We start from the raw sequence: 25314 nt of genomic DNA on the forward strand, positions 1-25314 counted from the left end.
GCTAAAAAAAGACCCCGTATCGAAAGATTCGGGGTCTTTTTATGATGACTCAATTCGTATTATTGTTGAACCAGTTTATAATTAAAATCTGTTCTTATAAATCTAGCTCTTGAATTGAAGGAATTAATGAAGGTTTATTTAGCATCAATCATCTTGTTCAAAAAATGCAATCTTAATGACATAGACTAAGAATAAAAGCGCTAATACCAGTAATACGGTTTCAATCACATTATCCGTTAACGACTGATTTAAATACATGGTTTGTTTCATAGCTCTTTTTTCTCCGTAGGATAATCACGGCGTAACTGTCTTCTTAAGGCAGCCATCCATAAGTAAGTTAAAAAGACGAAAGGGAATCCAGCGAAAGATCCAACAGCCTTAATGCCTTCTATTTTTCCGGTAACAACAACCGCATAAGCAACTAAAGCAATCAAGACACTCCAGACCACCGCTTTATAACGGCTTTCAGTACGTCCATCATGACTGGTCATAATACCTAAAGAAATGGCGGCACTGGTAACAGTAGTGACCACAAATCCTAAGAATAAAATAACGGTCACCACTTTAGTGACGGCAGAGCCAGGTAGCATCTCTAGAAGATAGTAGAAGGTGCCTTCATAATCGCCTTTATTAGCAATTTCGGCTAATTTACCGCTACCTTCAATGGTATCGAGTAGGCTAAAACCTGAGAAAACGGAAAACCATATAACGATAAATCCAGTTGGAACAAGGATGCTAGCAAGTACAAACTGGCGAACTGTCCTACCATAAGAAATCTTTGCTAAAAACACACCAACAAAAGGTGCCCAAGTGACCCACCACACCCAATAAGCCATGGGATACCATACAATCCAATCACGTGGTTCAAATAAATACAATTCAAATGAATGCGGTATGGTTTGTGTCGCTATATTGCCAACAGCGACGACCATCGTACTTAGAAAATAATGACTTGGTCCAACTACAAAAACAAAGGTAAGTAAGGCTAATGATAAATAAACGGTCATATTACCCAAAAAGGTCATACCTTTAGCAATTGGTAAAATGGCTCCTAATGTATATAAAGCCGTAATAACGATTAATATAATGGTTTTCCAGCCTAATGAAGCAAAAGAAATACCAGTGATAATCTCTAAGCCTGAACCTATTTGTCCTGTTGCCATTGCTACTGATGAGGAAACAGATAAAGCAATTGATATAATCGCTAAAGCTGTAATAATGATACCAACTGGTTTCACCCAACGCTTTTTGGGAAAGGCTTTTTGCAAGGGAGCGGCAGGGCTGAACTCCATCTTATGCTGATATGCAAAATAAGCCATAACAATGCCGGCTAATGTATATAATGCCCATGCCGGCAAGCCCCAAACGTGCAGTGCTAGGCTCATCGCGTTGCCAACCTGTTCATATGTGGCTAGGCTGGTATCTTTAACGCCGATAGAGGATTGATAGTAGTGCCATAAGCCTTCGATAGGTCCGTAAAAGACGATACCAACCCCGATGCCAGCGGTAAAAAGCATGTTCATCCATGTTAAAAAGGAGTATTCGGGTTTGGCTTCTTTACCTCCGAGGCGAATATTACCATAACGTGAGAAGGCGACTGTTAGGCAAACAATTAATGCCAATAAAGGCAGCCACATTATTAACCAATCAAATGCTTGATAGAAAAAGTTACTGGCTGCAATAATAACACCGGTTAACACGGTTGGTTTCCAGACTGCAATAGCAGCAATAATACCAACCAATATAGCCGTATACAGAAAATAGTTTATTCTCTTAGACTCATTGATGTTAAGACTCATTTTACGAGCTCCCCAATACAATGGCTGACGGTCATAATAAACCATCGGCTTAGTTAATAAGGTTTTCTAAAATATATTAATAGATTAACCTATATTGCCGCTTTATTACTATACCTATTTAAAACCTATACTAGGCAAGATTAATAAAATAACTCAGTAGAATGGTTGCTTAATTTAATAGCAGAAGATAAAGAACCAGGAGAGTATCTTGATCCATTTATCCCCAATAAAACGTCGCTTAGTCTATGTGACTGTCTTTGAGATTATTGCCATCATCATGTCGACCTATATCTTAATGTGGCTAAGCAATAGTGAGGCAGTGGAGTCATTACCGGTTGCAGTGATGGTGTCGGTGACGGCAGTGATATGGAATTTTATATTTAATACTGGGTTTGAAGCGTGGGAGAGACGACGCCAAAATCACGAGCGCACGTTTTTAATTCGTAGCATGCATGCAATAGGCTTCGAGGGCGGATTAATCTTAATTTGCTTACCGCTATATATGATTTGGTACAAGGTTGGCCTGTATCAAGCGTTTATGATGGAGGCAGCATTGCTGTTGTTTTTCTTAGTTTATACCTTTGTGTTTACCCTGATATTTGACAAAATTTTTGCATTACCCAATCAGTCATAATCACAATCATAATGCTCTATTAAAAAGAGAACTACTGAGTTGTATTTTTATGATTTCACAATAGAGTTATCATTTTTAGTTTGATGTAGTGTCTTTAATTTTATGGAGAGGGCTTTGATTTATTTATCCCCGCTCAAGCGTCGCTTAGTGTATGTGATAGTCTTTGAAGTAGTCGCTATTATTTTGTCCACGTATATTTTAATGTGGATTAATGGCGGTGAGACGATGGAATCATTACCGGTGGCGGTGATGGTGTCGCTGGCCGCTGTGATTTGGAATTTTATCTATAACACAGCATTTGAGGCGTGGGAGCGTCGGCGTCAAAACCAAGAGCGTACGCTGTTGGTTCGCAGTATACATGCGGTCGGTTTTGAGGGTGGGCTGATTTTAGTTTGCCTACCGCTTTATATGATTTGGTATGACGTTGGGGTATATGAAGCGTTTATGACGATAATAGGTTTGTTGCTATTTTTCTTAGCTTATACTTTTGTATTTACTTTGATATTTGATAAGATTTTTCCACTGTCTAATCAGCAGTAGTCTAAGTAATTGTTATTTATACCTTAACCATTATTTCCATGCTTTAACCAGTGATTTGTGACGATAACAAAAGCCCCTTTATAATAAAGGAGCTTTTATTGTCTGTATCGTATGAATTAAAATGGATATTTGAAGTAAGCGCTACTTATTGTAAACCGGCTTACGTTTTTCAACGAAAGCCGTGATGCCTTCGATAAAGTCATCGGTTTTGGCCAAGCGAGCTTGCTGTAATACTTCCATGTCTAACGCCTCATTAAGACCAGAGTAGGCATGGGTATTCAGCATATGCTTCATGGTTGCCAAAGCAGTGGCGGGCAGGGAAGCCAAGCGAGTGGCCAATGTCATTACCGCATCATCTAACTCGTCAGCACTAACCACTTGATTAAGTAGGTTTAAGTCATCCATATCCTGTGCAGATATCTTCTCACCTAGCATAATAAGCTCAGTGGTCTTAGCCGGTCCAATCAGATGGTTTAACAAATATACGCCGCCTGCATCAGGTACTAAGCCGATGTGTACAAAGGCTTGTAAGAATTTAGCGGTGTCGCTGCTTACACGGAAGTCGCAGGTCAAGGCTAAGTTCATGCCAGCACCGGCAACGGCGCCTTCAAGTTTTGCGATGATAGGTTTGTGCACTTTGCGCAGCTTTAAGCTAACTTCACCAGCGCCTTCAACCATGCCTTTTAAGGTATTTGATAAGCTGTCTTTGTCCATGCCGTTAGACAGCATTTCTTTGATATCGCCGCCACTTGAGAAGTTGCCGCCAGCACCTTGCAGGATAATGACACGTACCTCATCATCAGCTTCGGCTTTATTTAACACTTCCATTACGCTGTTTTTTAAAGGCGTGCTAAAAGCATTTAGGCTTTTTGGATCATTTAGCGTAATGGTAGCAATATTATTTTCAACGCTATACAAAACGAGAGACTGAGACTGGGTCATAATCGATATCCTGCGATTAATAAAATATAAGTGCTAGAACGGTTTATATTTAAGTGGCTGTTTATATTATAAATAACGCTTTAAATTGTAAATAACTGATAGGTTGAAATAAAGGTCTAGCTCATTGTCTGCTGTTTAAGCATGGTTAAGAATTTTACCACTTGATCGGGTAGGGTTGCCCACGAGGTGACCAAGCGGACGATACTATACTCATCGTCTACGGCTTCCCATTCATAGAAGTCAAACTCAGTCTTTAAGTGGGTGATCAAGGTGTTGGGCATTTTAGCAAATACTTGATTACTTTGGGTCGGTACAAACAGCTCTAAGCCGCAGTCAACTATACCTTGCGATAGCTGAGCAGCCATCGTATTGGCGTGACGACACAGCTCAAGATATTTATCATCTTTTAATAACACATCAAACTGTAGCGCTAGCAAATAACCTTTTGCCAATAAGCCGCCATGCTGCTTGAGATAAATATTAAAGTCTTCGGCAATCTGCTCGTTAGGAATGATTAAGATTTCACCGAACATGGCGCCCATCTTTGTTCCGCCAAACCAAAAGATATCGGTTAATTCTACAAAGTCGGCCAAAGTGACATTACGCTGGTCTGGATTGTCATGATAGCTGGCGATGGCAGCGCCTAAACGTGCACCATCCATAAATAAATACATGTCATGTTCGCGGCAAAACTCAGAGATAGCCTTTAACTCTTCATAGCTATACACAGTACCAAGCTCAGTGGTATTAGAGATGTAGACCGCTTTGGTACGCACCACATGAGGGGCGAAGCTGTGACGCATGCGAACTTTACGTAACGCTTCAATGGTGAGCTTTCCATTGGTTGATGGCGCTAAAATCACTTTGTGACCGGTCGCTTCAATTGCGCCTGCTTCATTAACAGCGATATGTCCTGTGTCACAGGCGATAATACCATCGATGGAGTCGAGCATAGCATCGATACAGACTAAATTGGCTTGAGTACCAGTAATGCCAAAATGAATGGCAATATCTGAGTTGCCAAGTTGCTGCTGAACAGTATTGCGGACTTTGGCTGAGAACTCATCGTAGCCATAGCCTTTATGTTGTTGTAGGTGGCTATCTTGTAAGGCGGCGATGATGTCGGGATGGGCGCTTTCGCTATAATCATTCAAAAACTGATACATGACGGGATTTTAACTCTCTGTTGGGGATTGGTCTGTCACAAAAAAAGCCTGTTTTAAGATACGCCACTTAATACAGTCAACGTCATATAAAGCTGTCAAAATACAGGGTAACCAAGTGCGAATACGACCAAATTAGACGTGGCAAGGGTACAACTTAACTGTTTTATAACACTATGACTAGGGGTGTACAGACGATATGTGTACATTAAGTTTGGTATCAAAACAGGCCGAAGAAGTACAATAAAAAATAATAAAGGTACAACAATAAATAAGTTTTTTAATTATAAAGGGTTAGCGTTATTTTAAACACTAACTTGCTAGTTTTTCAGCTATTTTTTATTAAGTTAGCTAGCTTTTTATCAATCAGCTTAAGGTTATTAATTAGATTCATATCATTATTCATCCGCTTCAAAGGCAGCATCGGCCATGAAGTGATCTGGTGTTAGGTTAATAAAGCGCGTGTATTGACCTTCGAATGCTAGGCGCACAGTACCAATTGGACCGTTACGCTGCTTACCAATGATAATCTCAGCAACGCCTTTTAGATCAGAGTTTTCGTTATAAACCTCATCACGATAAATAAAAGTAATCAAATCCGCATCCTGCTCAATCGCACCTGACTCACGTAAGTCAGACATGATGGGGCGTTTGTTGGGACGGTTTTCCAGACTACGGTTAAGCTGAGATAGAGCGATCACTGGGCAGTTCAATTCACGAGCCAAGGCTTTCAAACTACGTGAAATCTCAGAAATCTCTTCCACACGGTTACCACTTAAGCTGGGTACTTTCATCAGCTGCAAATAGTCGACTACGATTAAGCCCAAGCGTCCATCATGGTTTTTGGCGATACGGCGACAACGTGAGCGCAGCTCTGAAGGCGGTAAGGCAGTACTGTCATCAATATATAAGTGCTTTTCTTGCAAGTGGGTCACAGCGTTCATCATACGTGCCCACTCATCTTCATTCATTTGACCTGAGCGCAAATTGGTTTGGTTAATTTGGCCCCAAGAAGAGAGCAGACGCATCACGATTGATTCTGCGGGCATCTCCATTGAGAACACCACTACTGGCAGGTTTTCATGGAATAACACACCTTCAGCTAAGTTCATCGCAAAAGTGGTCTTACCCATAGAAGGACGGGCGGCGACAATAATCAAATCACCCGCTTGCAAGCCTTGAGTTTTATTATTGAGCTCAGTGAAAGGGGTTTGCAGACCAATCATGCCATCTGGGTTGTTCTTTAACTCATCGATTTGCTCGATAACATTGGCCAATACCGAGTTGATATCCGCCGGTCCACGTTGCTCAGCACGCTTGTTATGCTGCTCGTTAATAGCGAAAATCTTAGACTCAACAGTATCTAGAATTTCACTGACGCCACGCTCTCTTGGATCATAAGCGAGCGCTAGCATTTCATTACCCGTGGTAATTAACTGACGCAATGTCGACAGCTCACGCACACGCTGAGCGTAGGCGGTCAGGTTAAATAAGGTACCCGGGCTTTGAGTCAGGATATCGGCAAGATAGCTTTCACCTCCGGCTTGTTTTAGCAGCTTTTGCGAGCTTAGCCAGTCATGCACCATCACCGTATCATACGGTTCGCCAACCATCGCTAGATGTGAAATCGCCGCAAAGATATGCTGATGACGTCCGGCATAAAAATCATCTTGAGAGACGATATCAGACACCTTCTCAAAAGACTCTTCGATACTCATTAGCGAGGCGATCAGTGCTTTTTCGATGTCGATATTATGCGGCGGCTGCTGGCTGAGTAAGTCGGTTAAGCCTGCATCATTATTGTCTTTTTTGTCACTTTTTTTGTTGCTGTCTGCCATAGGGTACTTGTCTTTTTAAATTGGATAACTAATGGGGCTGTTAATGGGTGCCGCTGTATTTGCTTTAATGTATTTACTTTAACGTATTCGGTTTAATCTGTTGGGTTTAAAGAGCTAGGTTTAATATCAGTGATATGATTAATAGTATTCAATCACCAGTAGAACCTGTGGAAAAAAGGGATGGTGCTATGGTGTTAGGTTAATAGATTTAATGAGTTTTAGCTATTTGCATTCAAACGTCATGTCATATTGGAGCGATTAATACGTTTGTCATTTATAGGCTTTAATTTGGCCCTAACGGTTGTCATTTCTGCTAATAGTATAGTGGCTTGTTTGGTCACAACAATCAGACTTATCTTGCAGTGATATCGATTGTGTTATTGTTTATGATAAAGTGGCGGCATGCAGCAATAAAACAAGTGAAAAATTAAAGCATGACGCATTTTATAGGGAACTGATAAGTGTAGCATAAAGCCCAAATAACTAAAACGGCATTGTCCTACGTACTCATATATAAGTGCACCCGTTTAACCATCCGTTTTACTTACGTTAATTAAGCATATCAGTTAAATAAAGCGAATGTATTAAATAAACAGTTTCATTTAAATAAATAGACTCTGTTAAATAAACAGACTCCGTTATATAAAGTAAATCAATCAAATCAAAAGAAACCCCAAATTAAGATAAAAATATAGCTATAAAAGGCAACTTAGATGACCAATACAGCAAATAATCATAAGCATAAGCGCAATGCGCCAAATAATAAGATGAGCATCACACCATCGAAAAAGCCATTAGTAGTCACCACCGGTGAACCTGCCGGCATAGGGATGGATATTGTGCTACAACTGGCGGTGCAGGGTAAGCTGCAAGCGTTAGAGCATCCAGTTATTGTGTTGGCCGATGAGACTGTGCTAAAGCAGCGTGCACAGGCCATCTATGGCGAGCAGATATTTGAGCAGTATCCCAACCTATGGCAGCGTATTGATAGTGAACAGGATATCAGTGAGCAACTGGCTACACACGAGTCAGATAATGCTGCGCCACGCTTTTATATGATTGATGTACCTTGTGCAGCACAAGTGACAGCGGGTCAGTTAAATGTACAAAATGCGCAGATGGTGATTAACCAATTAAAACTGGCGCACCAATTGGCGATATCAGGGTCTGCTGCTGCAATCGTGACAGGGCCACTGCAAAAGTCGGTTCTGATAGATGCGGGTATTACGCTGGCTGATGGCAGTATGTTTACTGGGCATACTGAATTCTTTATGCAACAAAGTGGCTGCGACAAAGTGGTGATGATGTTGGCCAATGCCGCCATGAAAGTGGCTTTAGTCACTACTCACTTACCATTAAGTCAGGTAGCAGCGGCTATTACTACTGAAAACCTACAAAAAACCATACAAATTTTAATGGCCGATTTAAAACAAAAATTTGGCTTATCTCAGCCTAAAGTATTGGTTTGTGGATTAAATCCACACGCTGGAGAAGATGGTCATTTGGGTACAGAAGAGATTGATATTATCAATCCAGTACTGCGTGAGTTTCAGCAACAAGGCATGGATTTGTCATTAGCGATGCCTGCTGATACCTTATTTACGCCCAGACATTTGCAGCAGTGTGATGCGGTGCTTGCCATGTATCATGACCAGGGCTTGCCGGTATTAAAATCACATGGCTTTGGCGATACGGTTAATTTGACCTTGGGTCTGCCTTACATTCGTACCTCAGTCGATCATGGTACCGCGCTTGATTTGGCCGGTCATCCGGTTAAGCCAGAAGCCAATCAAAATGGCCAAGTCGATGATATCAAGCAAGTCGCAAATAGCCATAGCCTGTGGCAGGCATTGACTATGGCATCTGATATGGCCAATGCAACCGTGCCTGATTTGCGTTAAATTTATACATCTGCCGGCCTGATTGCGGGCTAATTATGCTAAACTAAATCCTTTTATAATTGATAATTAAGACCTTATGACACAATCAAATTCTAGCAAACATCCTTTGCATGGCACCTTACAAAAAGCAGCCAAACATCAACCACGTAAACGTTTTGGTCAAAACTTTTTGCATGACGCCAGTGTTATCTCTCAAATTGTAGACAGTATTGGTCTCAATAAAGACGACAATCTGGTCGAAATTGGTCCAGGTATGGGCGCCTTGACTGAGCCGTTACTTGAGCAAGTAGATGCCATGACAGTGATTGAGCTGGATCGAGATTTGGCAAGTAGCTTACGTATTAGAATTGGCGCCAACAGTCATCCTAACTTTAATATTATCAATACCAATGCGATGCATTTTGATTATTCCAGCCTGTATCAACAGCCAGATGCTGAACAAAGCACGGCTGGCAAGAAGCTGCGTATTGTGGGCAACCTGCCATACAATATTTCTACGCCATTATTATTTACGCTGCTTGACTACGCAGATATCATTGAAGATATGCACTTTATGCTGCAAAAAGAAGTGGTTGAGCGTATCACCGCAGAAGTGGGCAGCAAGATTTATGGTCGCTTGTCAGTCATCATGCAGTACTTCTGCGAAACTGAGTATTTATTAACTGTACCTAGAGGTGCGTTCAATCCGCCGCCAAAAGTAACCAGTGCTGTGTTTCGCTTACGTCCGCATCAACAAAAACCTGTGGTCGCTGAAGATGAGAAACTGTTTGCCTTGGTAGTACGTGAGACCTTCAACCATCGCCGCAAAACCTTGCGTGCCATTTTCAAACAATCTTCATTAATGCCAACCTTAACTGATGCCGATTTTGAAAGCATTGGCATATCATCAAGTGCGCGTCCAGAGACGTTGGATGTAAAAGACTTTGTGGCATTAAGCAATGTGGTGAATATCAAGCAACAACAGCAAGCTGAAGAAGATAATCAATCAGAATAAATGAGTTGTATCTGTATCTATTTATCAGCTGTAAAATAAGCAGTTGTTTTAATGTCCCAGTCACTTAAGTATTGGGTAATTAGAGCTGTTAATAATTAAAGTTATTAAACATAATACTGATTGGAATTTGATATCAGTATTGCGGATGATATACCCTAAAGTAATGTTTACAAGGTATTTTTAACTAAAATAATATGAGACTAGAGTAATTATATGACTTATCGTGCCGAGTATGTAATCGGGGACCTGCAAGGATGCTACGCTGCTTTTGTTGATCTCTTAGACAAAATACAATTTGATCCTAATCAAGATAAGATTTGGTTTGTCGGGGATATTGTGGCGCGCGGTGAGGATTCATTGGCTACTTTACGTCATGTTAAGCAGTTGTGTGAGCAGGGCGCTGCGCAAACCGTATTGGGTAATCATGATATTAATTTGATTGCGGTATGGCGTGGTTTTGCACCTTTAAAGGACAAAGACAAAACCCGTCCCATCTTTGAAGCAGAAGACTGCACTGAGCTGATGGACTGGTTACGTAAGCAGCCATTATTATTGATGCCTAATAAAGATACGGTGATGGTACACGCAGGAATTCCGCCGCATTGGAGTGTTAAACAGGCTAAAGGTTATGCTCGTGAAGTAGAAGTGCAACTTTCAAGCAGTCTTAAGCAGTTAGATAGGGTATTGCCGCACCTGTATAGTAATGATGCCGATGAGTGGTCAGAGAGTCTACATGGCTTTACACGGATTCGTGCGATTACCAATTATTTAACGCGCATGCGCTTATGTAAACAAGACGGCACATTAGAGCTTAGCTTTAAGTCAAGCTTGTCTGACGAAATGCCTAAAGATTTCTCACCTTGGTTTGATTGGGAAGTTGAGCGTAAGCACAAGATTTTATTTGGTCATTGGGCGGCATTAAAAGCAGAGATTGATTTGCCACATGCACGTGCACTTGATGCAGGCTGTGTGTGGGGTAATAGTTTGCTGGCTTATCGCCTCAGTGACGGCAAAGTATTTACCACTTCTGACAAATGTCCAAAATAATATCTGCAGCTATTCCGGCCAGTCTTGATTAAGTTTAGCGTGCTTTATTTCTGTTTTATCGAATAAACAAAAAAGCCAGTGAGTTGTCATCACTGGCTTTTTTTTATTTCATTTAATAAGGGTTTGTAAAGTTGGTTGGCAGGCTAAGTGCTAGGCTGGTAGGCTACTGAGCAGTTAAGCCGCCATCTACCACAAACTCAGAACCGGTTGAATAAGTTGAATCATCTGATGCTAAAAATAGCACCATGCCGCTGACTTCTTCTGGCTGAGCAACTCGCTTTAAAGGAATGCTTTTCGCGAACTGCTCAACCGCATCTTTGGTATCGCCCTGCATAATCATAGGGGTAGCAATAACGCCAGGATGGACAGAGTTAACACGAATGCCATAGTTGGCCAGCTCAATAGCGGCGGCCTTGGTCATGCCTCTGACCGCAAATTTAGAATCGGTATAACCAATGGCGCCACCGACCAGACCATTAATAGATGAGATGTTGATAATAGATCCATTTTCGGTCTTTTTCATTGAAGGCACCACCGCCTTCATGCCCAAGAATACAGACACCTGATTGATCTCTAAAATGCGGCGATAGTCTTCAAGTGAGGTCTCTAGCATCGATTTGGCCATGGTGATGCCGGCATTATTAACCAAAACATTGATGGGGCCAAAGTGGGCTTCAGTTTGTTCAATCACCTGTTGCCAATCTTGCTCATTAGTCACGTCATGTTTGATAAATAAAGCATTGTCACCCAGCTCAGCGGCTAGCGCAGCGCCTTTTTCTGCATTAATATCGGTTAACACCACTTTAGCACCGTGCTGTAAACATAAGCGGGCGTGGCTCTCGCCCATACCTTGGGCGGCACCGGTAATGATAATGACTTTATCTTGTAATCTAGACATGACTAACTCCTATGGTTTAATGGTTATTAATGAGTCGTTATAGGCTCTTTTTAAGATTACTTGGTCGTCTTATAAGAATAATTATTAACCATACTATTCAGGAAGCTTAGGTGGATTTTTGGGTTTTGGTAACGGTTTTTTAGCATTTTTGGTTTTCTTATCTTTAGCAGTCTCTGCTTTAGCGCAGTCAACTTCATCAGTAGTTTTATTGTCACTGCCTGACTCATGGTTTGAGCTCATGGCATGATATTTTTCATCGACATAATCATACTTTAGATGACTTAAGGCTACCGCATAATCATCGGTCTCTAAAGTAGCAGGCAAATTGCTTTTTGGCTTAGAGTTTGACTGCTGTTTGTCTTTGAGTTTCTCTTTTAACTCTTGCTGCTGATTAGGCTTAGTCGCAGTGTTGTCTTTGGTATCTGTTGCCTTATGATCAGCAGCAACCGTTTCGGCGGATACCTTAATGTTAGCCAGACGACGCACCGCAAAATGTTTGGGGAACAGTTTGTGCTTTTGAGACTTGCTGCTTTCTTCATGAATCATGTGCCCATCGCTGTCGATTTCTGCATAATGCATCGGCTCAGGACGGGGTAGGATAAAGTCTCTTGGCTGAGTGACTAAGTGGGTGGTCATCAGTTTGCTGATGGTTTTCCACTCAGGTATTTGTACCCCTTTTGAACGTAGCGCCACGGTCATCGCTAAGAAGAAGCTCACCATTAAGTTGATGATACCAATTAATGCCACACCCAGCAGAGAAATCATGATAACGCCAAGCGTCAAATCATCTCCTGGAATATTAAACACGCCATGTGCAAAGTTAGCAGAGGCAAACGCGATATGGCGGATATCAAGCGGCATACCAAATAAGAAGCCAACGGTTGCGGTACTGCCTAGGAACACACCAAATAAGAAGTTACCCATGATGGCGCCTAGGTTATTCTCAATAAACAATCCTAAGCGCTCTGGCCAATGTACCGGTAATATTTTGACTAATAGCTTATGACGGGCAATACGCTCGCCAATATTATTAAATAACGCCAAGTTGTCGTAGTAACCAGCAATCAGACCAGCCAAGAATAAGTACACACCAGCGATGGCGGCATGGAACAGGGCTAATGAATGAAATGGATGTAAATCATGCAGCAAATGCTCAGCTTGTGCAGTATCTATCATCGGAGTACCAAACTGCTGCAACCACAAAAATGAGATTAATAGCGCAAGCGGCATCGCTATCATCACGTTACCCATAATGGCAATAAACTGGGTACGGACGATATCAACCATCAGCTCAGAGAGCTTAGCCAGCTGATGGGACTTCTTACCAGAGCTATCAGAGATGGTAGAAGCAATGGCAGCGGCGGTCATCGCAGGCTGCTTAGTAGCAACCGTACCGTGAATAATATGAATAAACACAAAGCCTAAGCCGTATATCATACTATTAACAAAGGCTCGGCTCATCGGTGCAAGATCAAGGTCGTAGGACAAGATTTTTATAGTCGCCATAAAGGCAATCACAAAGCCACCGACTGCGGCCATCTTAAACATTTTGATATAGCCCGACTTATCGGTACTAATATAATGCTCACCGACACGCCCTGAGTTCTCAGTAATCTTGCGCGATAACAGCTTGGTATTGTTGTTAATCAAATAGCCAATACTATAGCGTCTTTTTACACTGACGATAATGGCTTGAGTCAGCTCAATCACCGCCTTATCACGTTTTTTAGAATCGTCACCGAGTAAGTAGCCAAGGATATGCATCCGCTTTAGACTTTGCTCTAAGCGCAGTAGCATATTGGTTAAGCGAATTGAGATACCAGTTTTATAAATACGCTTGCGCACAATATTGACGATATTGTCACATTGCTCGAGCATCACAAACAGTGGCGCAAGGTCGGTGGCTTGTTTGGGTATGACATCCGCAAAGCTGTCTAGCTGATGCATCTCACGGTATTCATTGGCAAACAGTACCGCTTCTTGGTTCTGTGCAACGAAGGCGGCTGAATAGTCGAGCATTTGAGGGTAGGACTTCATCAAGTCAGGATGTAAGCCGATGCCGCTGACCCGATAGGACAAGATTACCATCGCATTTAGAATGTTGTTTTTGGCAGTGGCGACTAGATTTGAGTGGGCATCATCAACCATCAGCAGCTCAATTAACTCATGCCACAAGCTTAAATCAATACTGGCTAGCCAATCTTCATCATGTTTGCCATCAAACAGATAAGCGACCAGCTCTACGATAGAGTTATCCTCTGGTAATAATGGCACAAAGCGGTGTCCCACTAAGCGCATTAAGCTGCTTGAGAAGCTATGATCCGACAAGATACCGGTATCGGTATATAACGACATACGGTGATACTTGTTCAACAGGGTCAGGATGAAAATAGCTAAGCCGTTAGCATACTCAGGGTGCTGGCGAAGTAGGGCATTTAGATTACGTAACTGTTCATTGGTGCAGTCTGGATTTCTTTTAAATTCAGTCTCTGATACCCGCAGGGTGTCAATCAGCTTCTTTAATAAAAATGGCTCAGGAGTGTCACCTAGTGCATTTATTTTTTGCAAAATATCTTTTAATTCTGCCACTTATACACCCTTAATTGATTAAATTAATAGACGTTAGTCAAATCTTTAAAAAACTCAATCGTTTTGATGCTAATTATATAACCGTTTTAAATTTTTTGTGAATTTATAATAATTTATTACATCATTAATGAGCAGGCATAACGGTCATCAGATACCATATACACCTGATAAATAACCTCTTATTTTGACAAAAAAGACAGCTCAATGAGCTGTCTTTTTGTAACGTTATCAGACTATTATAAGCGATATTGTTAAATCATTTAGCTGATATTTTGTTCAAAGTACGAAATATCAAAGTCCATCATAGGCTCACTACCGGTTCTTACCATATCAGCGTGTGCTTTGATGCGTGGTAAGATACGGCCAACGAAGTAAGTGGCTAGTTTTAGCTTATTAGCATAGAACTCGCCTTCTTTGTCGTGTGCCGCTTCAACCATCATCGCAAACATGAACGCATAGCATAGGTAGCCCATCGCGTGTAAGTAATCCACTGCACAGCCGTTGATTTCAGTCTTACGAGTGCTGATGTTGGTTAATACAGTTGTGGTTAGTTCTTCGATCACGCTAGCTGCATCTAAAGTAGCCTGCTTGATTTCGTGGTCTGCTTTCATGTTGGCCACAAACTCACGGATTTCAGCTAGGAAGCTTTCTAAGTATTTGCCTTGGTTACGAGCGATTTTACGACCTAACAAGTCAAGGGCCTGAATACCGTTAGCGCCTTCATAAATCTGAGAAATACGCGTGTCACGAACGATCTGTTCCATACCCCATTCACGGATATAGCCATGACCGCCGAATACTTGCTGGCTGTCTACCGCTGCTTCAAACGCTTTGTCGGTTAAGAAAGCTTTTGCGATTGGTGTTAATAGAGCAACATGCGCAGCAGCTGCTTTAGCATTGTCCTCATCAATACTGAACTTAGACTCATCTAATTGCTTAGCAACGTACATAGCGAAACAACGTGATGCTTCAGCGTTAGCACGCGCGTTCAATAGCATGCGGCGCACATCAGCGTGATGGATGATGCTGTCAGCTGCTTTATCAGGATTTTGAACACCTAGGTCGCTACGGCCTTGAGTACGGTCTAGGGCATAAGCGGCGGCATTTTGATACGCAAGCTCAGTACCACCTAGGCCTTGTAGACCCATAGTCACACGCTCATAGTTCATCATGACGAACATAGAAGCCAGACCGGTGTTTTCTTCACCAACCATCCAGCCTTTAGCGTTATCAAAGTTCATCACACAAGTTGCTGAGCCTTTGATACCCATTTTGTGTTCGATAGAGCCGGCTGCTAACGTGTTACGCTCGCCTAGGCTACCATCTTCATTAACCATAAACTTAGGTACTAGGAATAGTGAGATGCCTTTTGAACCCGCTGGTGCATTTGGTGTTTTCGCCAATACTAAGTGTACGATGTTGTCGGCTAGGTCATGCTCACCGCCAGTAATAAAGATTTTAGTACCTGAGATAAGGTAGCTGCCGTCATCTTGTGGTTCGGCTTTGGTTTTGATAATACCTAAGTCAGTACCTGCATGTGGCTCGGTCAAGCACATGGTACCTGCCCATTCACCGCTGTACATTTTTTCAAGATAGGTTTGTTTTTGCTCTTCAGACGCAGAAGCTAATAAACAAAGCGTCGCACCAACAGTTAGGTTAGGGTATAGCGCGAAAGCTTGGTTGGTAGTGAATACCATTTCTTCGGTTAGCATGGTGACCATTTTTGGGAAACCTTGACCGCCGTATTCAGGATCACCACCTAGACCAATCCAACCTGCTTCTGCGTACTGTTTGAACGCATCTTTAAAGCCGGCAGGTGTAGTTACTACGCCATCACCATGGTAGGTTGCGCCTTCTTCATCACCAGAGCAGTTTAATGGCAATAATACGTTCTTAGATAGTTTTGCCATCTCTTCAAGTACCATATTGACGGTATCCATATCAACATGGGCTAGATTTTCATTGGCTTGCCAGAACTTTTCAACGTCAAAAACGTCGTTCAGCATGAAGCGCATTTCATCAAGTGGTGGATTGTAAATTGCCATGGTTATTCCTTTTAAATTATTAGAATGAGTAACGAATCAATGGGTTGCTATACAGTGAGTTGCGACGCAATAAGCACCACCTAATGGTAGCACTTATTGCGTTAATTCTATAGCATCGAATAGTGTGGCTTAGAATGCAAATTGATCAACATCCATGCTCATGTATGGCTCAGCACCCGAATCAATACGCGCTAAGTAAGTGCGGGTACGTGGTAATAGTTTGCTGTAGTAGAATTGAGCAGTTTTGATTTTGGCATCATAGAAGCCAGTTTCAGTGGTACCGTCAGCCAATGCTTTCTTAGCAACAGCCGCCATGCGAGCCCATAAGTAAGCAAGGGTTACGTAACCGCTGAAGTACATGTAGTCTACTGCAGCTGCGCCTACTGAGTCAGGATTTTGAGTGGCTTGCATGCCAATACGTGCAGTTAAGTCAGCCCATTCGGTATTTAATTTGGCTAATGGACGTACAAATTCACCCATTGAGTCATCGTCTTCATGCTCTTTGCAGAATTTATGGATAACTTTAGTGAAGTTGGCCAACATTTTGCCTTGTGAGCCCAATACTTTACGGCCTAATAGGTCTAAAGATTGAATTTCAGTAGTACCTTCGTATAGACATGCGATACGCGTGTCACGTACGTTTTGCTCCATACCCCACTCAGAGATGAAACCATGGCCGCCGTATACTTGAACACCGTGGTTGGCTGCTTCATAACCAGTTTCTGTTAAGAAGGCTTTGGCAATAGGGGTTAATAATGACAACATTTGATCAGCGTATTGCTGTTCTTCACCAGTGCCTTTAGCAACGACGTCAGCGAACATGGCTAAGTAATACACTAGCGCACGACCGCCTTCAGCAAATGCTTTTTCAGTTAATAGCATGTTGCGAACCGCTGGGTGAACAATGATAGGATCGGCTACTTTATCTGGCGCTTTAGCACCGGATAGTGAACGCATGGCCAGACGCTCTTTAGCGTACTCAAGTGAGCCTTGGAAAGCCACTTCTGATGCGGTTAAACCTTGTACTGCAGTACCGATACGAGCAACGTTCATGAAAGTGAACATGCAGTTTAGACCACGGTTTTCTGGGCCAATTAGGTAGCCGGTCGCACCGTCAAAGTTCATCACACAAGTGGCTGAGGCTTTAATACCCATCTTGTGTTCGATTGAGCCACAAGTCACGCCATTGCGCTCACCTAGGCTACCATCAGCGTTTACATTTACTTTTGGTACGATGAATAATGAGATACCTTTGGTACCAGCAGGCGCGCCAGGTAGGCGAGCCAATACGATATGAATGATGTTCTCAGTCATATCATGCTCACCGGCTGATATGAAGATTTTTTGACCAGTGATGCTGTAAGTACCGTCGTCATTTGGCTCAGCTTTAGTACGAATAATACCTAAGTCTGAACCGGCATGGGCTTCGGTTAAGCACATGGTACCTGACCACTCACCAGTAACCATTTTTTCTAAATAGATGGCTTTTTGCTCATCGGTACCATGGTGCTCAAGAGTAGCAATCGCACCATGTGATAGGCCTGGATACATAGAGAATGACCAGTTGGCTGAGCCCATAATTTCGTTTACGACAGTACCTAGTGAGAATGGCATGCCTTGACCGCCAAACTCTTCTTCGGCAGCAAGTGCTGCAAAGCCAAGTTCGCAGTATTGTTTGTACGCTTCTTTAAAGCCTTTAGGCGTGGTCACTTCACCATTGTTAAACGTACAACCTTCTTCGTCACCACTACGGTTTAGTGGGGCAATTTCATTTTCTGCAAAGGTAGCAGCTGCTTCAATATAGCTGTCAATAATGTCACGCTCAACTTCTGCGTACTGAGGTAAGCTTTGATAGTGCGTAGTGCTGTCTAAAAGCTCATGTAAAACAAACTGCATGTCACGAAGAGGGGTTTTATACTGCATGTGGCTATCCTTAAGATATGTTGTGGGTTAATGTAACCGCCTAAAAATCTGTCCGTTTCATACCAAATCTGCTGCTTAAACAGTCAATTTTTATTTAAGCAAATGGGCTGAAATGACTGAATAGGATTCAACTTAAATGCAAATTTTATGAGGGTAATGTTAAGGCTACATGTCTTAAGTGGTGACGACCTGCTTTTAGTTATTAGGTGTTGTCACTGTTAAGCATTAGCTTTTATAAGTCTTGGATTAGCACCCTAATGACTTATTGTTCATAGACTTATCGCTCATGTACTTGCATCTGATTTAACAGAACCGTTAATCAAATGTCGTCTTACCCTAAACAAAAGAAGATAAAAGAAGGGGTATAGATAACATTTTTCACAACAAAAGATAGTAGTTAGGCCGTTATTTTACAAGCGTTTGCAAAGACTTATGGGTCACAAATAAAATATTGAAATACAAAAAAATGCGTTGTTTAACACATTTTGTATTATCGACTAAAGGTTTTAGCCTGTGATTTGAGGGGTAATTTGAAGGTTGATTTGAGGATTAGTAAGAGTGGAAATTTAAACCGGTATCTACTAACGATAACCGGTGTTATTGGTGAAATTTGAATTATTTGGCTTGTCTAACTTATCTCGTCATGACAACTCAATCCATTAAGCCTCAATCCATTAGCGAGGGTAATTAGACATCGCCATTAGCATCATTTGCCATAGTCATTAAAGTCGCTAAGGCCACAACTGGTGCGGTCTCAGTACGTAACACACGATTGCCAAGCTGCCAAGGTAAGTAATTGGCTTGGCGTGACAGCTGATATTCATTGTCAGATAAACCGCCTTCAGCACCGATCAATAAATCAAAGCGCGGCAGTGCTGCTTTATTGTGATATTCAGCTAAATGCTGTTTGATGGACTGATTGGCATTAAGGGTAGCTTGCTCTTGTTGGCTAGGCACGGCTAGCACAAGGGCAAGAGATGATAGATTGAAATAAGTTTGATAATAATCATCATCTAGCAAGTAGCTGACGCTAGAGTGACAGTCACCAACGTTTTGTTGTAACCAGTCTTCAATGGATAACGGTGACAGCACCAAAGGTGGCCGGTTTAAGCCACATTGCTCACAAGCAGATAGCGCCACTTGCTGCCAATGATTTAATTTTTTGTCTACTTGATTGGCTTTTAGGCGCACCTCACCATGCTGACTGCTTAGCAGTTGAATGGCGGTTGCCCCAAGTTCTGTGGCCTTTTGGATGGCATAATCCATGCGGTCACCACGACTCATCACCAAGGCAATGGTGCTGTAATAGGCAGAGGTGTTATCAGTAGCATCATGAGATAGGACGCGAGCAGTGGCAGTTTTTTTATCAACAGCCACTAACTCAACCACAGTCTCACCGCCTAAGCCATCAAACAATACGCTTTGTTCCCCAACTTTGGCACGCAGTACACGGCACCAATGATGATACACATCATCGGGTAGAGTAAGCTCAGTATTAATAGGCAACTGTTGTAAACCTAAGTGGTCTGGTTGTTCGGACAGCTGCTGAGCGGGATAAAAAAAACGGCGCATACCGGATGCCTTATTATTGATAAGCTGTGTTGATAAAAGATGCTAGATAGCTAGATAATGTTGATAAGTGGTTGGCTGTGGTTTAGCTTAAAATTTACCACTAAGCAGTTATGCTTGAGTGGTTAATCCTAAAGACTCGACCAAGCGCTTGTTTGGCTCTATTCGGTTCATAGAATAAAAATGCAGTGCAGGCACGCCCTCAGCAATAAGCACTTCACATAAGCGGTGTACCACTTCAAAGCCAAACTCACGGATGGCTTTACGATCGTCGCCATAATCGGCTAACTGCTTGCGAATAAAGCGTGGGATATCAGCGCCACAGCTGTCGGCAAATCGAATTAAGCTGCTAGAGTTGGTGATTGGCATGATGCCAGCGACCAGTTTGTGCTTGTCAGTATCAACACCGCGCTTTTCTAAAGCATCACGTAGGTATAAATAGCTTTCTGCGTTATAGAAAAACTGAGTGATGGCAGAGTTGGCACCGGCTTCGAATTTATTCACTAAGTTTTGAATGTCTGAGTCAAAGCTTTTGGCTTGCGGGTGCATTTCAGGATAGGCTGCCACTTCAATTTGAAAGTGATCGCCAGAATGTTCACGGATAAAACGTACCAAATCTACAGCAAACGGTAATTCACCCATGCCAACCTGACCTGACGGTAAGTCACCACGTAGCGCTACCATGCGATTAATACCAATTGACTTATAAAAGTCTAGCAGCTTGGCGATTTCGTTTTTGTCATCACCGATACATGAGATATGTGGTGCAATGGGGGTATTAGCACGTGATCGAAGGGTACCAACGATGCCCAAGGTGCGCTCACGAGTGGTACCACCAGCGCCATAAGTCACTGAAAAATAACTGGGTGCTAATTCATTAAGTGCATCAAAGGTGTGACACAGTTTTTCAACACCCTCATCGGTTTTAGCTGGGAAAAACTCAAAAGAAAATTGCGGCTTGCTCATACCCTGTCCTTGATGAAAATAAATAACGCTTAAATATTATAGCCCTTACTAATAAGCTGAGAAATTAATGATAATTTCTCAGCTTAGGGTAAACGGTTTATTTTGACTTGTTAAATACTAAAATGGTTTAAGGTTAGTACTTTTAGTTGTTAAGTACTCGTTAAGTGATTAAGATCCTTAATCCTTAATCCTTAATCCTTTAGCGTCTTAGTGTTTAACTTTTAATATTAATAGTCTATTAATATTTATAGTCATTAGGCTTGAATGGGCCTTCAACAGGGACTCCAATATAGTCCGCTTGTTCTGGTGTTAACTTAGTCATGACACCATTAAAGCCGGCAACCATAGCGGCAGCCACTTCTTCATCAAGTTTCTTCGGTAATACTTTTACGTATAGGCCGTTTGCACGCTCATCTGCTGGAAGCTCAGAGAAATTTTGCTCATGAAGATACATTTGTGCCAATACTTGGTTGGCAAATGAACCATCCATCACACGTGATGGGTGACCAGTGGCGTTACCAAGGTTAACTAGGCGGCCTTCAGCCAATAAGATTAAGTAGTCGCCATCTTCTTCTGAGCGGTATACTTGGTGTACTTGCGGCTTAATCTCTTCCCAGCGCCAGTTGTCACGCATAAACTGAGTATCAATCTCAGTATCAAAGTGACCGATGTTACAAACCACAGCGCCTGATTTTAACGCGGCTAACATGTGTTTATCACACACATGATAGTTACCAGTGGTGGTAACGATTAAATCAGTATCTTGTAGTAGTCGAGTGTTGATGCCTTCTGCTGAGTTGGTGTTGTTACCATCAATGTATGGCGATACTAGCTCGTAGCCGTCCATACAGGCCTGCATGGCACAAATTGGGTCAACTTCAGTAACACGTACAATCATACCTTCTTGACGTAAGCTTTGTGCTGAGCCTTTACCCACGTCACCATAACCGATGACTAGAGCGCGGCGGCCAGCAAGTAGCATGTCAGTACCACGCTTGATGGCGTCATTTAAACTGTGGCGACAGCCGTATTTGTTGTCGTTTTTAGACTTAGTTACCGCGTCATTGACGTTAATCGCAGGTACTTTTAGCGTACCTTTGTTTAACATTTCGATCAGACGATGCACACCAGTAGTGGTCTCTTCTGAGATACCATTGATGGTGTCAAGCATTTGTGGGTAGTCATTGTGGATTAGTGCCGTTAAGTCACCGCCATCATCCAAAATTAGGTTGGCATCCCACAGCTCGCCATTTTCTTCGCCGCCAACGAATAACTGTTGACGTAAGCACCACTCGTATTCTTCTTCGGTTTCGCCTTTCCAAGCAAACACTGGAATACCATTGGCCGCCATTGCCGCAGCAGCGTGGTCTTGAGTAGAGAAGATATTACATGAGGTCCAGCGTACTTCAGCACCCAATGCCACTAGGGTTTCAATCAGTACCGCGGTTTGAATGGTCATGTGAATACAACCTAGGATTTTAGCACCGGCTAAAGGCTGTTGCTCACTGTAGCGCTTGCGTAGGCCCATTAGCGCTGGCATTTCTGCTTCTGCTAGTGAGATTTCACGGCGGCCATAATCGGCTAGGCTGATGTCAGCTACTTTATAATCTGTAAAACTTGAATCGATATTAGACACTGCGTCCATCTCGAGCTCCTTGGTGTGAAAAAATAAATTAAGGGGGAAAGAAACGCAGGTGTCGTTGTTTGCCATCGACAAAGAGAGTTCACTAAAAGCTAAATCAATAAAAGCTATGCTTGTGTTCTAAGATGTTATAAAAGATGGCTAACCGAGCCTGACAATTGCTAAAGCAACTGATGCAACACCTCTCGGCAGGCAAATATTGTAAAGGATGTGCTCGCTAAAGTCATCTTTAACCGCCAAATTTCGCCTAAATTTTGTTGAATTAAGTGTGTGGATGTTAATACTGTTAACGATTGTCAATATAGTTAACAGCGACTAGTACTGATTATCACAACCATTTACTAGATCAGCCACTGACGGCGGCAACAGCCAGATTCAGGTAGGGCAGATACAGATAGGTTAGGGGCGGGTGACTGTTGTTATCAGACTTTGTAGCTAATTGTTTGTCAGTTAATGATTGTTGATAACTAAATGCGTTATGCAGTTCAAGGTTTAGGTTGTGTTGCATATGCTGTTGATAATCTGTTAATAGCTGCTGTGCTGGCAGGCTTAGATCTGTTTTTAAGCCCGATATTAGCTGATCGGTACCAAGTGCTTTAATAGAGGCTTCTTTTAGCATCCATAATAAGTTGCGTGCTTGTTCAACAGACATTGTTTGCTTAATAGTTGCTTGTTTTGGACAGGAGTGCATTAATGACAGTTGTGGTAATGAATTTAACCACAGTAGCTCATTGGGATGAAAGAAGCGCTTACTGACTTTAGCCGATACCGAATTAAGTTCTATATCGATACCGATGTCAGCACTGCTAATCGCACAAGCCACAGACCGCTGAGAATGCGAAAAGCTGATCGGATAGCCAACAGGTTGTAATCGATAGGGATAGTGAGAGTCATCTAAGCGGACATCTTGATGTGCTGTTTGAAAAGCAGAATGAGCGCTAAGCGTTGATATTAATTGGCTAGCCAGTTGACGTACGGCCAGTTTTTGCGCCTGTTGCTCATTTAAAGCTGTATTAACCGAGTCAAAGCTTGCAGACGCCAGCCAAATCTTAGCGTTCGATGACAATAAAGGTTGCTGTCTGCCGTGACAATCATAGGCAAGCAAATGTGAGTCGATTAGATTGACGCTTTGTGAAGTTGTCATGAGGCTGCTAATTAGGTTCTCGTTATTGACGCTTGTGGCGACTGCAATGTGCTCGCTGTATAAAACTCTATCTCAAATAATAAAAGCCTGATACACAGGGTTATCAGGCTCTCATGCGACTTAATTATAAGATTTAATCAGCTAGAGATGACTAAATTAGTAAGCCAGTTCAGCGCGACGGTTTTGTGCGTGTGACGCTTCATCAGTGCCAGGGGCAAGCAGACGGTCTTCACCATAGCTGATGGTTTCAACGCGCGCATCAGGAATACCTTGCGCTGCTAAATAAGCTTTAACCGCTTGGGCGCGACGCTCGCCTAACGCGTGGTTGTATTCACGGCTACCGCGCTCATCGGTATGACCTGCCACTAACACACGTGCATCAGGGTTTTTGGCCAAAAATGCAACCTGCTCATTTAAGATGTTAGCCGCTTCAGCACTGATATCGTAGCTATCGAAAGCGAACTGTACCACGCTGCGCACATTTTGAGCATCAGCACGAATCTGATCAGAGTTAGAAATCAAAGGTGCTGTTTGGTGAGCGGCGTTACCTGGTACGGCCATAGGAGCGACCACAAGATCAGATGAGCTTGACTTAGTGGTACAGCCAACAGTGGCTAATAAAGTAGCAGACACAAGCGCAACGGCTGGAAGTTTAAGATATGAAAACATATGAGTTCCTCAGTTTACTCAAAAGTGTCTTAAGCGTCGCATTGCTTATCAAAGATAGGAGTCAATGCTGCTGACTAACACTGGAATTTTGCAAATAATATAATTTCAGATGCATTATAACTAATATTACACAAATAAAAATAGTTATTGTGTTGTGTTATTAGTGTTACTCGATAGTGATATTAGAATAATGACAAAATTTAATAAGGATAACAAGCCTATTTATTGCATTGCGGTTCTGATTGAAAGCTTGAAATTGTTGATTCATCAACCGCTACCAACGGTATTTATCAAAATTTTCAGGATTAGCCCAGTATTTGGCATTTAACCAGTCAGGGCGCTGTTTATAATCGTACAAATTAAACTGCCAGCATTGTAGCTTGGTATGGTTAGCGCTAGGCGCATCTTCATTCGTTTCATTATGAGCCACATCAATGGGGGTTAAGATATAGCCGAGTCCATTTAAATTATTAACCTGTTTATGCTCAGCGTCCACTTTTGGAGCAGATATAAATAAAACACTTTGTTGTGCAAACAGGTCACGTAGACGGATGGCAATAGTTTGTTGCTGCTTTAGCTTATCGGGTCTGACTTCAGAAGTATTTGATGAGGCCGAAGATGTATGTTGTGGCTGGCTTGTACTATTTGTATTGTCAATTAACGGCTGTTTATTGTCGATTAATTGGGCATCTATAAAGCAGCTTAAATTGTAGCGGCTGTCAAAAGCGGCGTTGACAAAGTCAGTCGCTGTGCTAGCGCGCACTTTTATTTGATTAAATGTTTGTTTAAGCGGTGTCAGCAGAGAATCATTGATATCGGCATCACAGATTAATAACAGACTAAAAGCGTCTGCCGTTGATGTTTGGTCAGTGCTGTTGTCTTTTGGACTGTCTTGATTGGCTAAGTAGTTAATAACATGGCATAAATGCTGAAAAATGGCATCGATGGTCGCTGTTGTATGGGTAGCAGGGGGTGTTGGCATAATCAGAAATTGTGTCCGTGTTATAAGAG

Annotated in this window: 20 protein-coding genes; 5 read left to right on the forward strand and 15 right to left on the reverse strand. The window is 42.2% G+C overall.

The genetic code is table 11. The annotated features are described in order from the left end of the window. Window positions 1-144: 144 nt before the first annotated feature. Both A6J60_RS13655 and A6J60_RS12850 read right to left on the reverse strand, forming a co-directional pair. Window positions 145-270, reverse strand: a complete 126-nt coding sequence (locus tag A6J60_RS13655) for a hypothetical protein (protein ID WP_264755582.1) — start codon at window positions 268-270, stop codon at window positions 145-147. Then, window positions 267-1799 (reverse strand): BCCT family transporter, encoded by a 1533-nt coding sequence (locus A6J60_RS12850; protein ID WP_096066594.1) that lies wholly within the window; start codon window positions 1797-1799, stop codon window positions 267-269. Before A6J60_RS12850 ends, A6J60_RS13655 begins: the two co-directional genes overlap by 4 nt. 208 nt (window positions 1800-2007) lie before the next feature. Between A6J60_RS12850 and A6J60_RS12855 the strand changes: the two genes are divergently transcribed. Both A6J60_RS12855 and A6J60_RS12860 read left to right on the forward strand, forming a co-directional pair. Continuing rightward, window positions 2008-2433 (forward strand): PACE efflux transporter, encoded by a 426-nt coding sequence (locus A6J60_RS12855; protein WP_096066326.1) that lies wholly within the window; start codon window positions 2008-2010, stop codon window positions 2431-2433. Between the two features lie 114 nt (window positions 2434-2547). Then, on the forward strand, window positions 2548-2973 hold the full coding sequence (locus A6J60_RS12860; protein WP_227526154.1) for a PACE efflux transporter: 426 nt from the start codon (window positions 2548-2550) through the stop codon (window positions 2971-2973). 141 nt (window positions 2974-3114) lie between these two features. On the opposite strand, the gene A6J60_RS12865 is transcribed toward A6J60_RS12860, so the two are convergent. The 3 genes from A6J60_RS12865 to dnaB all read right to left on the reverse strand — a co-directional run bounded on the left by A6J60_RS12865 (window position 3115) and on the right by dnaB (window position 6916). Then, window positions 3115-3915 carry an enoyl-CoA hydratase/isomerase family protein gene (locus tag A6J60_RS12865; RefSeq protein ID WP_096066328.1) on the reverse strand — a complete coding sequence of 267 codons (801 nt, stop codon included), beginning with the start codon at window positions 3913-3915 and terminating at the stop codon, window positions 3115-3117. 116 nt (window positions 3916-4031) lie between these two features. After that, window positions 4032-5081 (reverse strand): threonine aldolase family protein, encoded by a 1050-nt coding sequence (locus A6J60_RS12870; RefSeq protein WP_096066329.1) that lies wholly within the window; start codon window positions 5079-5081, stop codon window positions 4032-4034. A gap of 395 nt (window positions 5082-5476) precedes the next feature. Next, window positions 5477-6916: a replicative DNA helicase gene (gene dnaB / locus A6J60_RS12875; protein ID WP_096066330.1), complete on the reverse strand. Its 1440-nt coding sequence runs from the start codon at window positions 6914-6916 to the stop codon at window positions 5477-5479. Between the two features lie 767 nt (window positions 6917-7683). On the opposite strand from dnaB, the gene pdxA reads away from it, so the two are divergent. The 3 genes from pdxA to A6J60_RS12890 all read left to right on the forward strand — a co-directional run bounded on the left by pdxA (window position 7684) and on the right by A6J60_RS12890 (window position 10858). Beyond that, window positions 7684-8817: a 4-hydroxythreonine-4-phosphate dehydrogenase PdxA gene (pdxA, locus tag A6J60_RS12880; RefSeq protein WP_096066595.1), complete on the forward strand. Its 1134-nt coding sequence runs from the start codon at window positions 7684-7686 to the stop codon at window positions 8815-8817. Between the two features lie 76 nt (window positions 8818-8893). Beyond that, complete coding sequence (gene rsmA / locus A6J60_RS12885) at window positions 8894-9811, forward strand: 16S rRNA (adenine(1518)-N(6)/adenine(1519)-N(6))-dimethyltransferase RsmA (protein ID WP_096066331.1); 918 nt, start codon at window positions 8894-8896, stop codon at window positions 9809-9811. A gap of 213 nt (window positions 9812-10024) precedes the next feature. Continuing rightward, a complete protein-coding gene (locus tag A6J60_RS12890) occupies window positions 10025-10858 on the forward strand; it encodes a symmetrical bis(5'-nucleosyl)-tetraphosphatase (protein ID WP_096066332.1) in 834 nt (277 codons plus the stop codon). Window positions 10859-11021: 163 nt separating this feature from the next. Here A6J60_RS12890 and A6J60_RS12895 read toward each other — a convergent pair whose 3' ends face one another. The 10 genes from A6J60_RS12895 to A6J60_RS12940 form a co-directional block, all read right to left on the reverse strand. After that, entirely contained in the window at window positions 11022-11756 is a 735-nt protein-coding gene (locus A6J60_RS12895) for a glucose 1-dehydrogenase (protein ID WP_096066333.1), read from the reverse strand. Window positions 11757-11849: 93 nt separating this feature from the next. Continuing rightward, window positions 11850-14345, reverse strand: coding sequence for a site-specific recombinase (locus tag A6J60_RS12900; protein WP_096066334.1), 2496 nt, complete (start codon window positions 14343-14345; stop codon window positions 11850-11852). Window positions 14346-14605: 260 nt separating this feature from the next. Then, a complete protein-coding gene (locus tag A6J60_RS12905; protein ID WP_096066335.1) occupies window positions 14606-16390 on the reverse strand; it encodes an acyl-CoA dehydrogenase C-terminal domain-containing protein in 1785 nt (594 codons plus the stop codon). Between the two features lie 129 nt (window positions 16391-16519). Continuing rightward, window positions 16520-18313 carry an acyl-CoA dehydrogenase C-terminal domain-containing protein gene (locus A6J60_RS12910; RefSeq protein ID WP_096066336.1) on the reverse strand — a complete coding sequence of 598 codons (1794 nt, stop codon included), beginning with the start codon at window positions 18311-18313 and terminating at the stop codon, window positions 16520-16522. Window positions 18314-19000: 687 nt separating this feature from the next. Continuing rightward, window positions 19001-19885, reverse strand: coding sequence for a 16S rRNA (uracil(1498)-N(3))-methyltransferase (locus A6J60_RS12915; protein ID WP_096066337.1), 885 nt, complete (start codon window positions 19883-19885; stop codon window positions 19001-19003). A gap of 108 nt (window positions 19886-19993) precedes the next feature. Continuing rightward, window positions 19994-20848, reverse strand: a complete 855-nt coding sequence (metF, locus tag A6J60_RS12920) for a methylenetetrahydrofolate reductase [NAD(P)H] (protein WP_096066338.1) — start codon at window positions 20846-20848, stop codon at window positions 19994-19996. A gap of 238 nt (window positions 20849-21086) precedes the next feature. Beyond that, entirely contained in the window at window positions 21087-22493 is a 1407-nt protein-coding gene (ahcY, locus tag A6J60_RS12925; RefSeq protein ID WP_096066339.1) for an adenosylhomocysteinase, read from the reverse strand. Window positions 22494-22836: 343 nt separating this feature from the next. Further along, window positions 22837-23634, reverse strand: coding sequence for a 4'-phosphopantetheinyl transferase family protein (locus tag A6J60_RS12930; RefSeq protein WP_096066340.1), 798 nt, complete (start codon window positions 23632-23634; stop codon window positions 22837-22839). Window positions 23635-23790: 156 nt separating this feature from the next. Next, window positions 23791-24303, reverse strand: coding sequence for a peptidoglycan-associated lipoprotein Pal (pal, locus tag A6J60_RS12935; protein ID WP_096066341.1), 513 nt, complete (start codon window positions 24301-24303; stop codon window positions 23791-23793). 274 nt (window positions 24304-24577) lie between these two features. Next, entirely contained in the window at window positions 24578-25285 is a 708-nt protein-coding gene (locus tag A6J60_RS12940; protein ID WP_102993974.1) for a DUF6231 family protein, read from the reverse strand. Window positions 25286-25314: the final 29 nt, after the last annotated feature.

Origin of the sequence: Psychrobacter sp. FDAARGOS_221 (assembly GCF_002313155.2) — a bacterium.
Lineage (GTDB): Bacteria > Pseudomonadota > Gammaproteobacteria > Pseudomonadales > Moraxellaceae > Psychrobacter.

Coding starts and splice junctions, on each gene's coding strand:
- A6J60_RS12870 (WP_096066329.1), bottom strand. CDS start 5,081: ATGTATCAGTTTTTGAATGATTATAGCGAAAGCGCCCATCCCGACATC.
- pdxA (WP_096066595.1), top strand. CDS start 7,684: ATGAGCATCACACCATCGAAAAAGCCATTAGTAGTCACCACCGGTGAA.
- A6J60_RS12905 (WP_096066335.1), bottom strand. CDS start 16,390: ATGGCAATTTACAATCCACCACTTGATGAAATGCGCTTCATGCTGAAC.
- A6J60_RS12940 (WP_102993974.1), bottom strand. CDS start 25,285: ATGCCAACACCCCCTGCTACCCATACAACAGCGACCATCGATGCCATT.
- A6J60_RS12915 (WP_096066337.1), bottom strand. CDS start 19,885: ATGCGCCGTTTTTTTTATCCCGCTCAGCAGCTGTCCGAACAACCAGAC.
- A6J60_RS12850 (WP_096066594.1), bottom strand. CDS start 1,799: ATGAGTCTTAACATCAATGAGTCTAAGAGAATAAACTATTTTCTGTAT.
- A6J60_RS12890 (WP_096066332.1), top strand. CDS start 10,025: ATGACTTATCGTGCCGAGTATGTAATCGGGGACCTGCAAGGATGCTAC.
- A6J60_RS13655 (WP_264755582.1), bottom strand. CDS start 270: ATGAAACAAACCATGTATTTAAATCAGTCGTTAACGGATAATGTGATT.
- rsmA (WP_096066331.1), top strand. CDS start 8,894: ATGACACAATCAAATTCTAGCAAACATCCTTTGCATGGCACCTTACAA.
- A6J60_RS12910 (WP_096066336.1), bottom strand. CDS start 18,313: ATGCAGTATAAAACCCCTCTTCGTGACATGCAGTTTGTTTTACATGAG.
- dnaB (WP_096066330.1), bottom strand. CDS start 6,916: ATGGCAGACAGCAACAAAAAAAGTGACAAAAAAGACAATAATGATGCA.
- metF (WP_096066338.1), bottom strand. CDS start 20,848: ATGAGCAAGCCGCAATTTTCTTTTGAGTTTTTCCCAGCTAAAACCGAT.
- ahcY (WP_096066339.1), bottom strand. CDS start 22,493: ATGGACGCAGTGTCTAATATCGATTCAAGTTTTACAGATTATAAAGTA.
- pal (WP_096066341.1), bottom strand. CDS start 24,303: ATGTTTTCATATCTTAAACTTCCAGCCGTTGCGCTTGTGTCTGCTACT.
- A6J60_RS12930 (WP_096066340.1), bottom strand. CDS start 23,634: ATGACAACTTCACAAAGCGTCAATCTAATCGACTCACATTTGCTTGCC.
- A6J60_RS12895 (WP_096066333.1), bottom strand. CDS start 11,756: ATGTCTAGATTACAAGATAAAGTCATTATCATTACCGGTGCCGCCCAA.
- A6J60_RS12865 (WP_096066328.1), bottom strand. CDS start 3,915: ATGACCCAGTCTCAGTCTCTCGTTTTGTATAGCGTTGAAAATAATATT.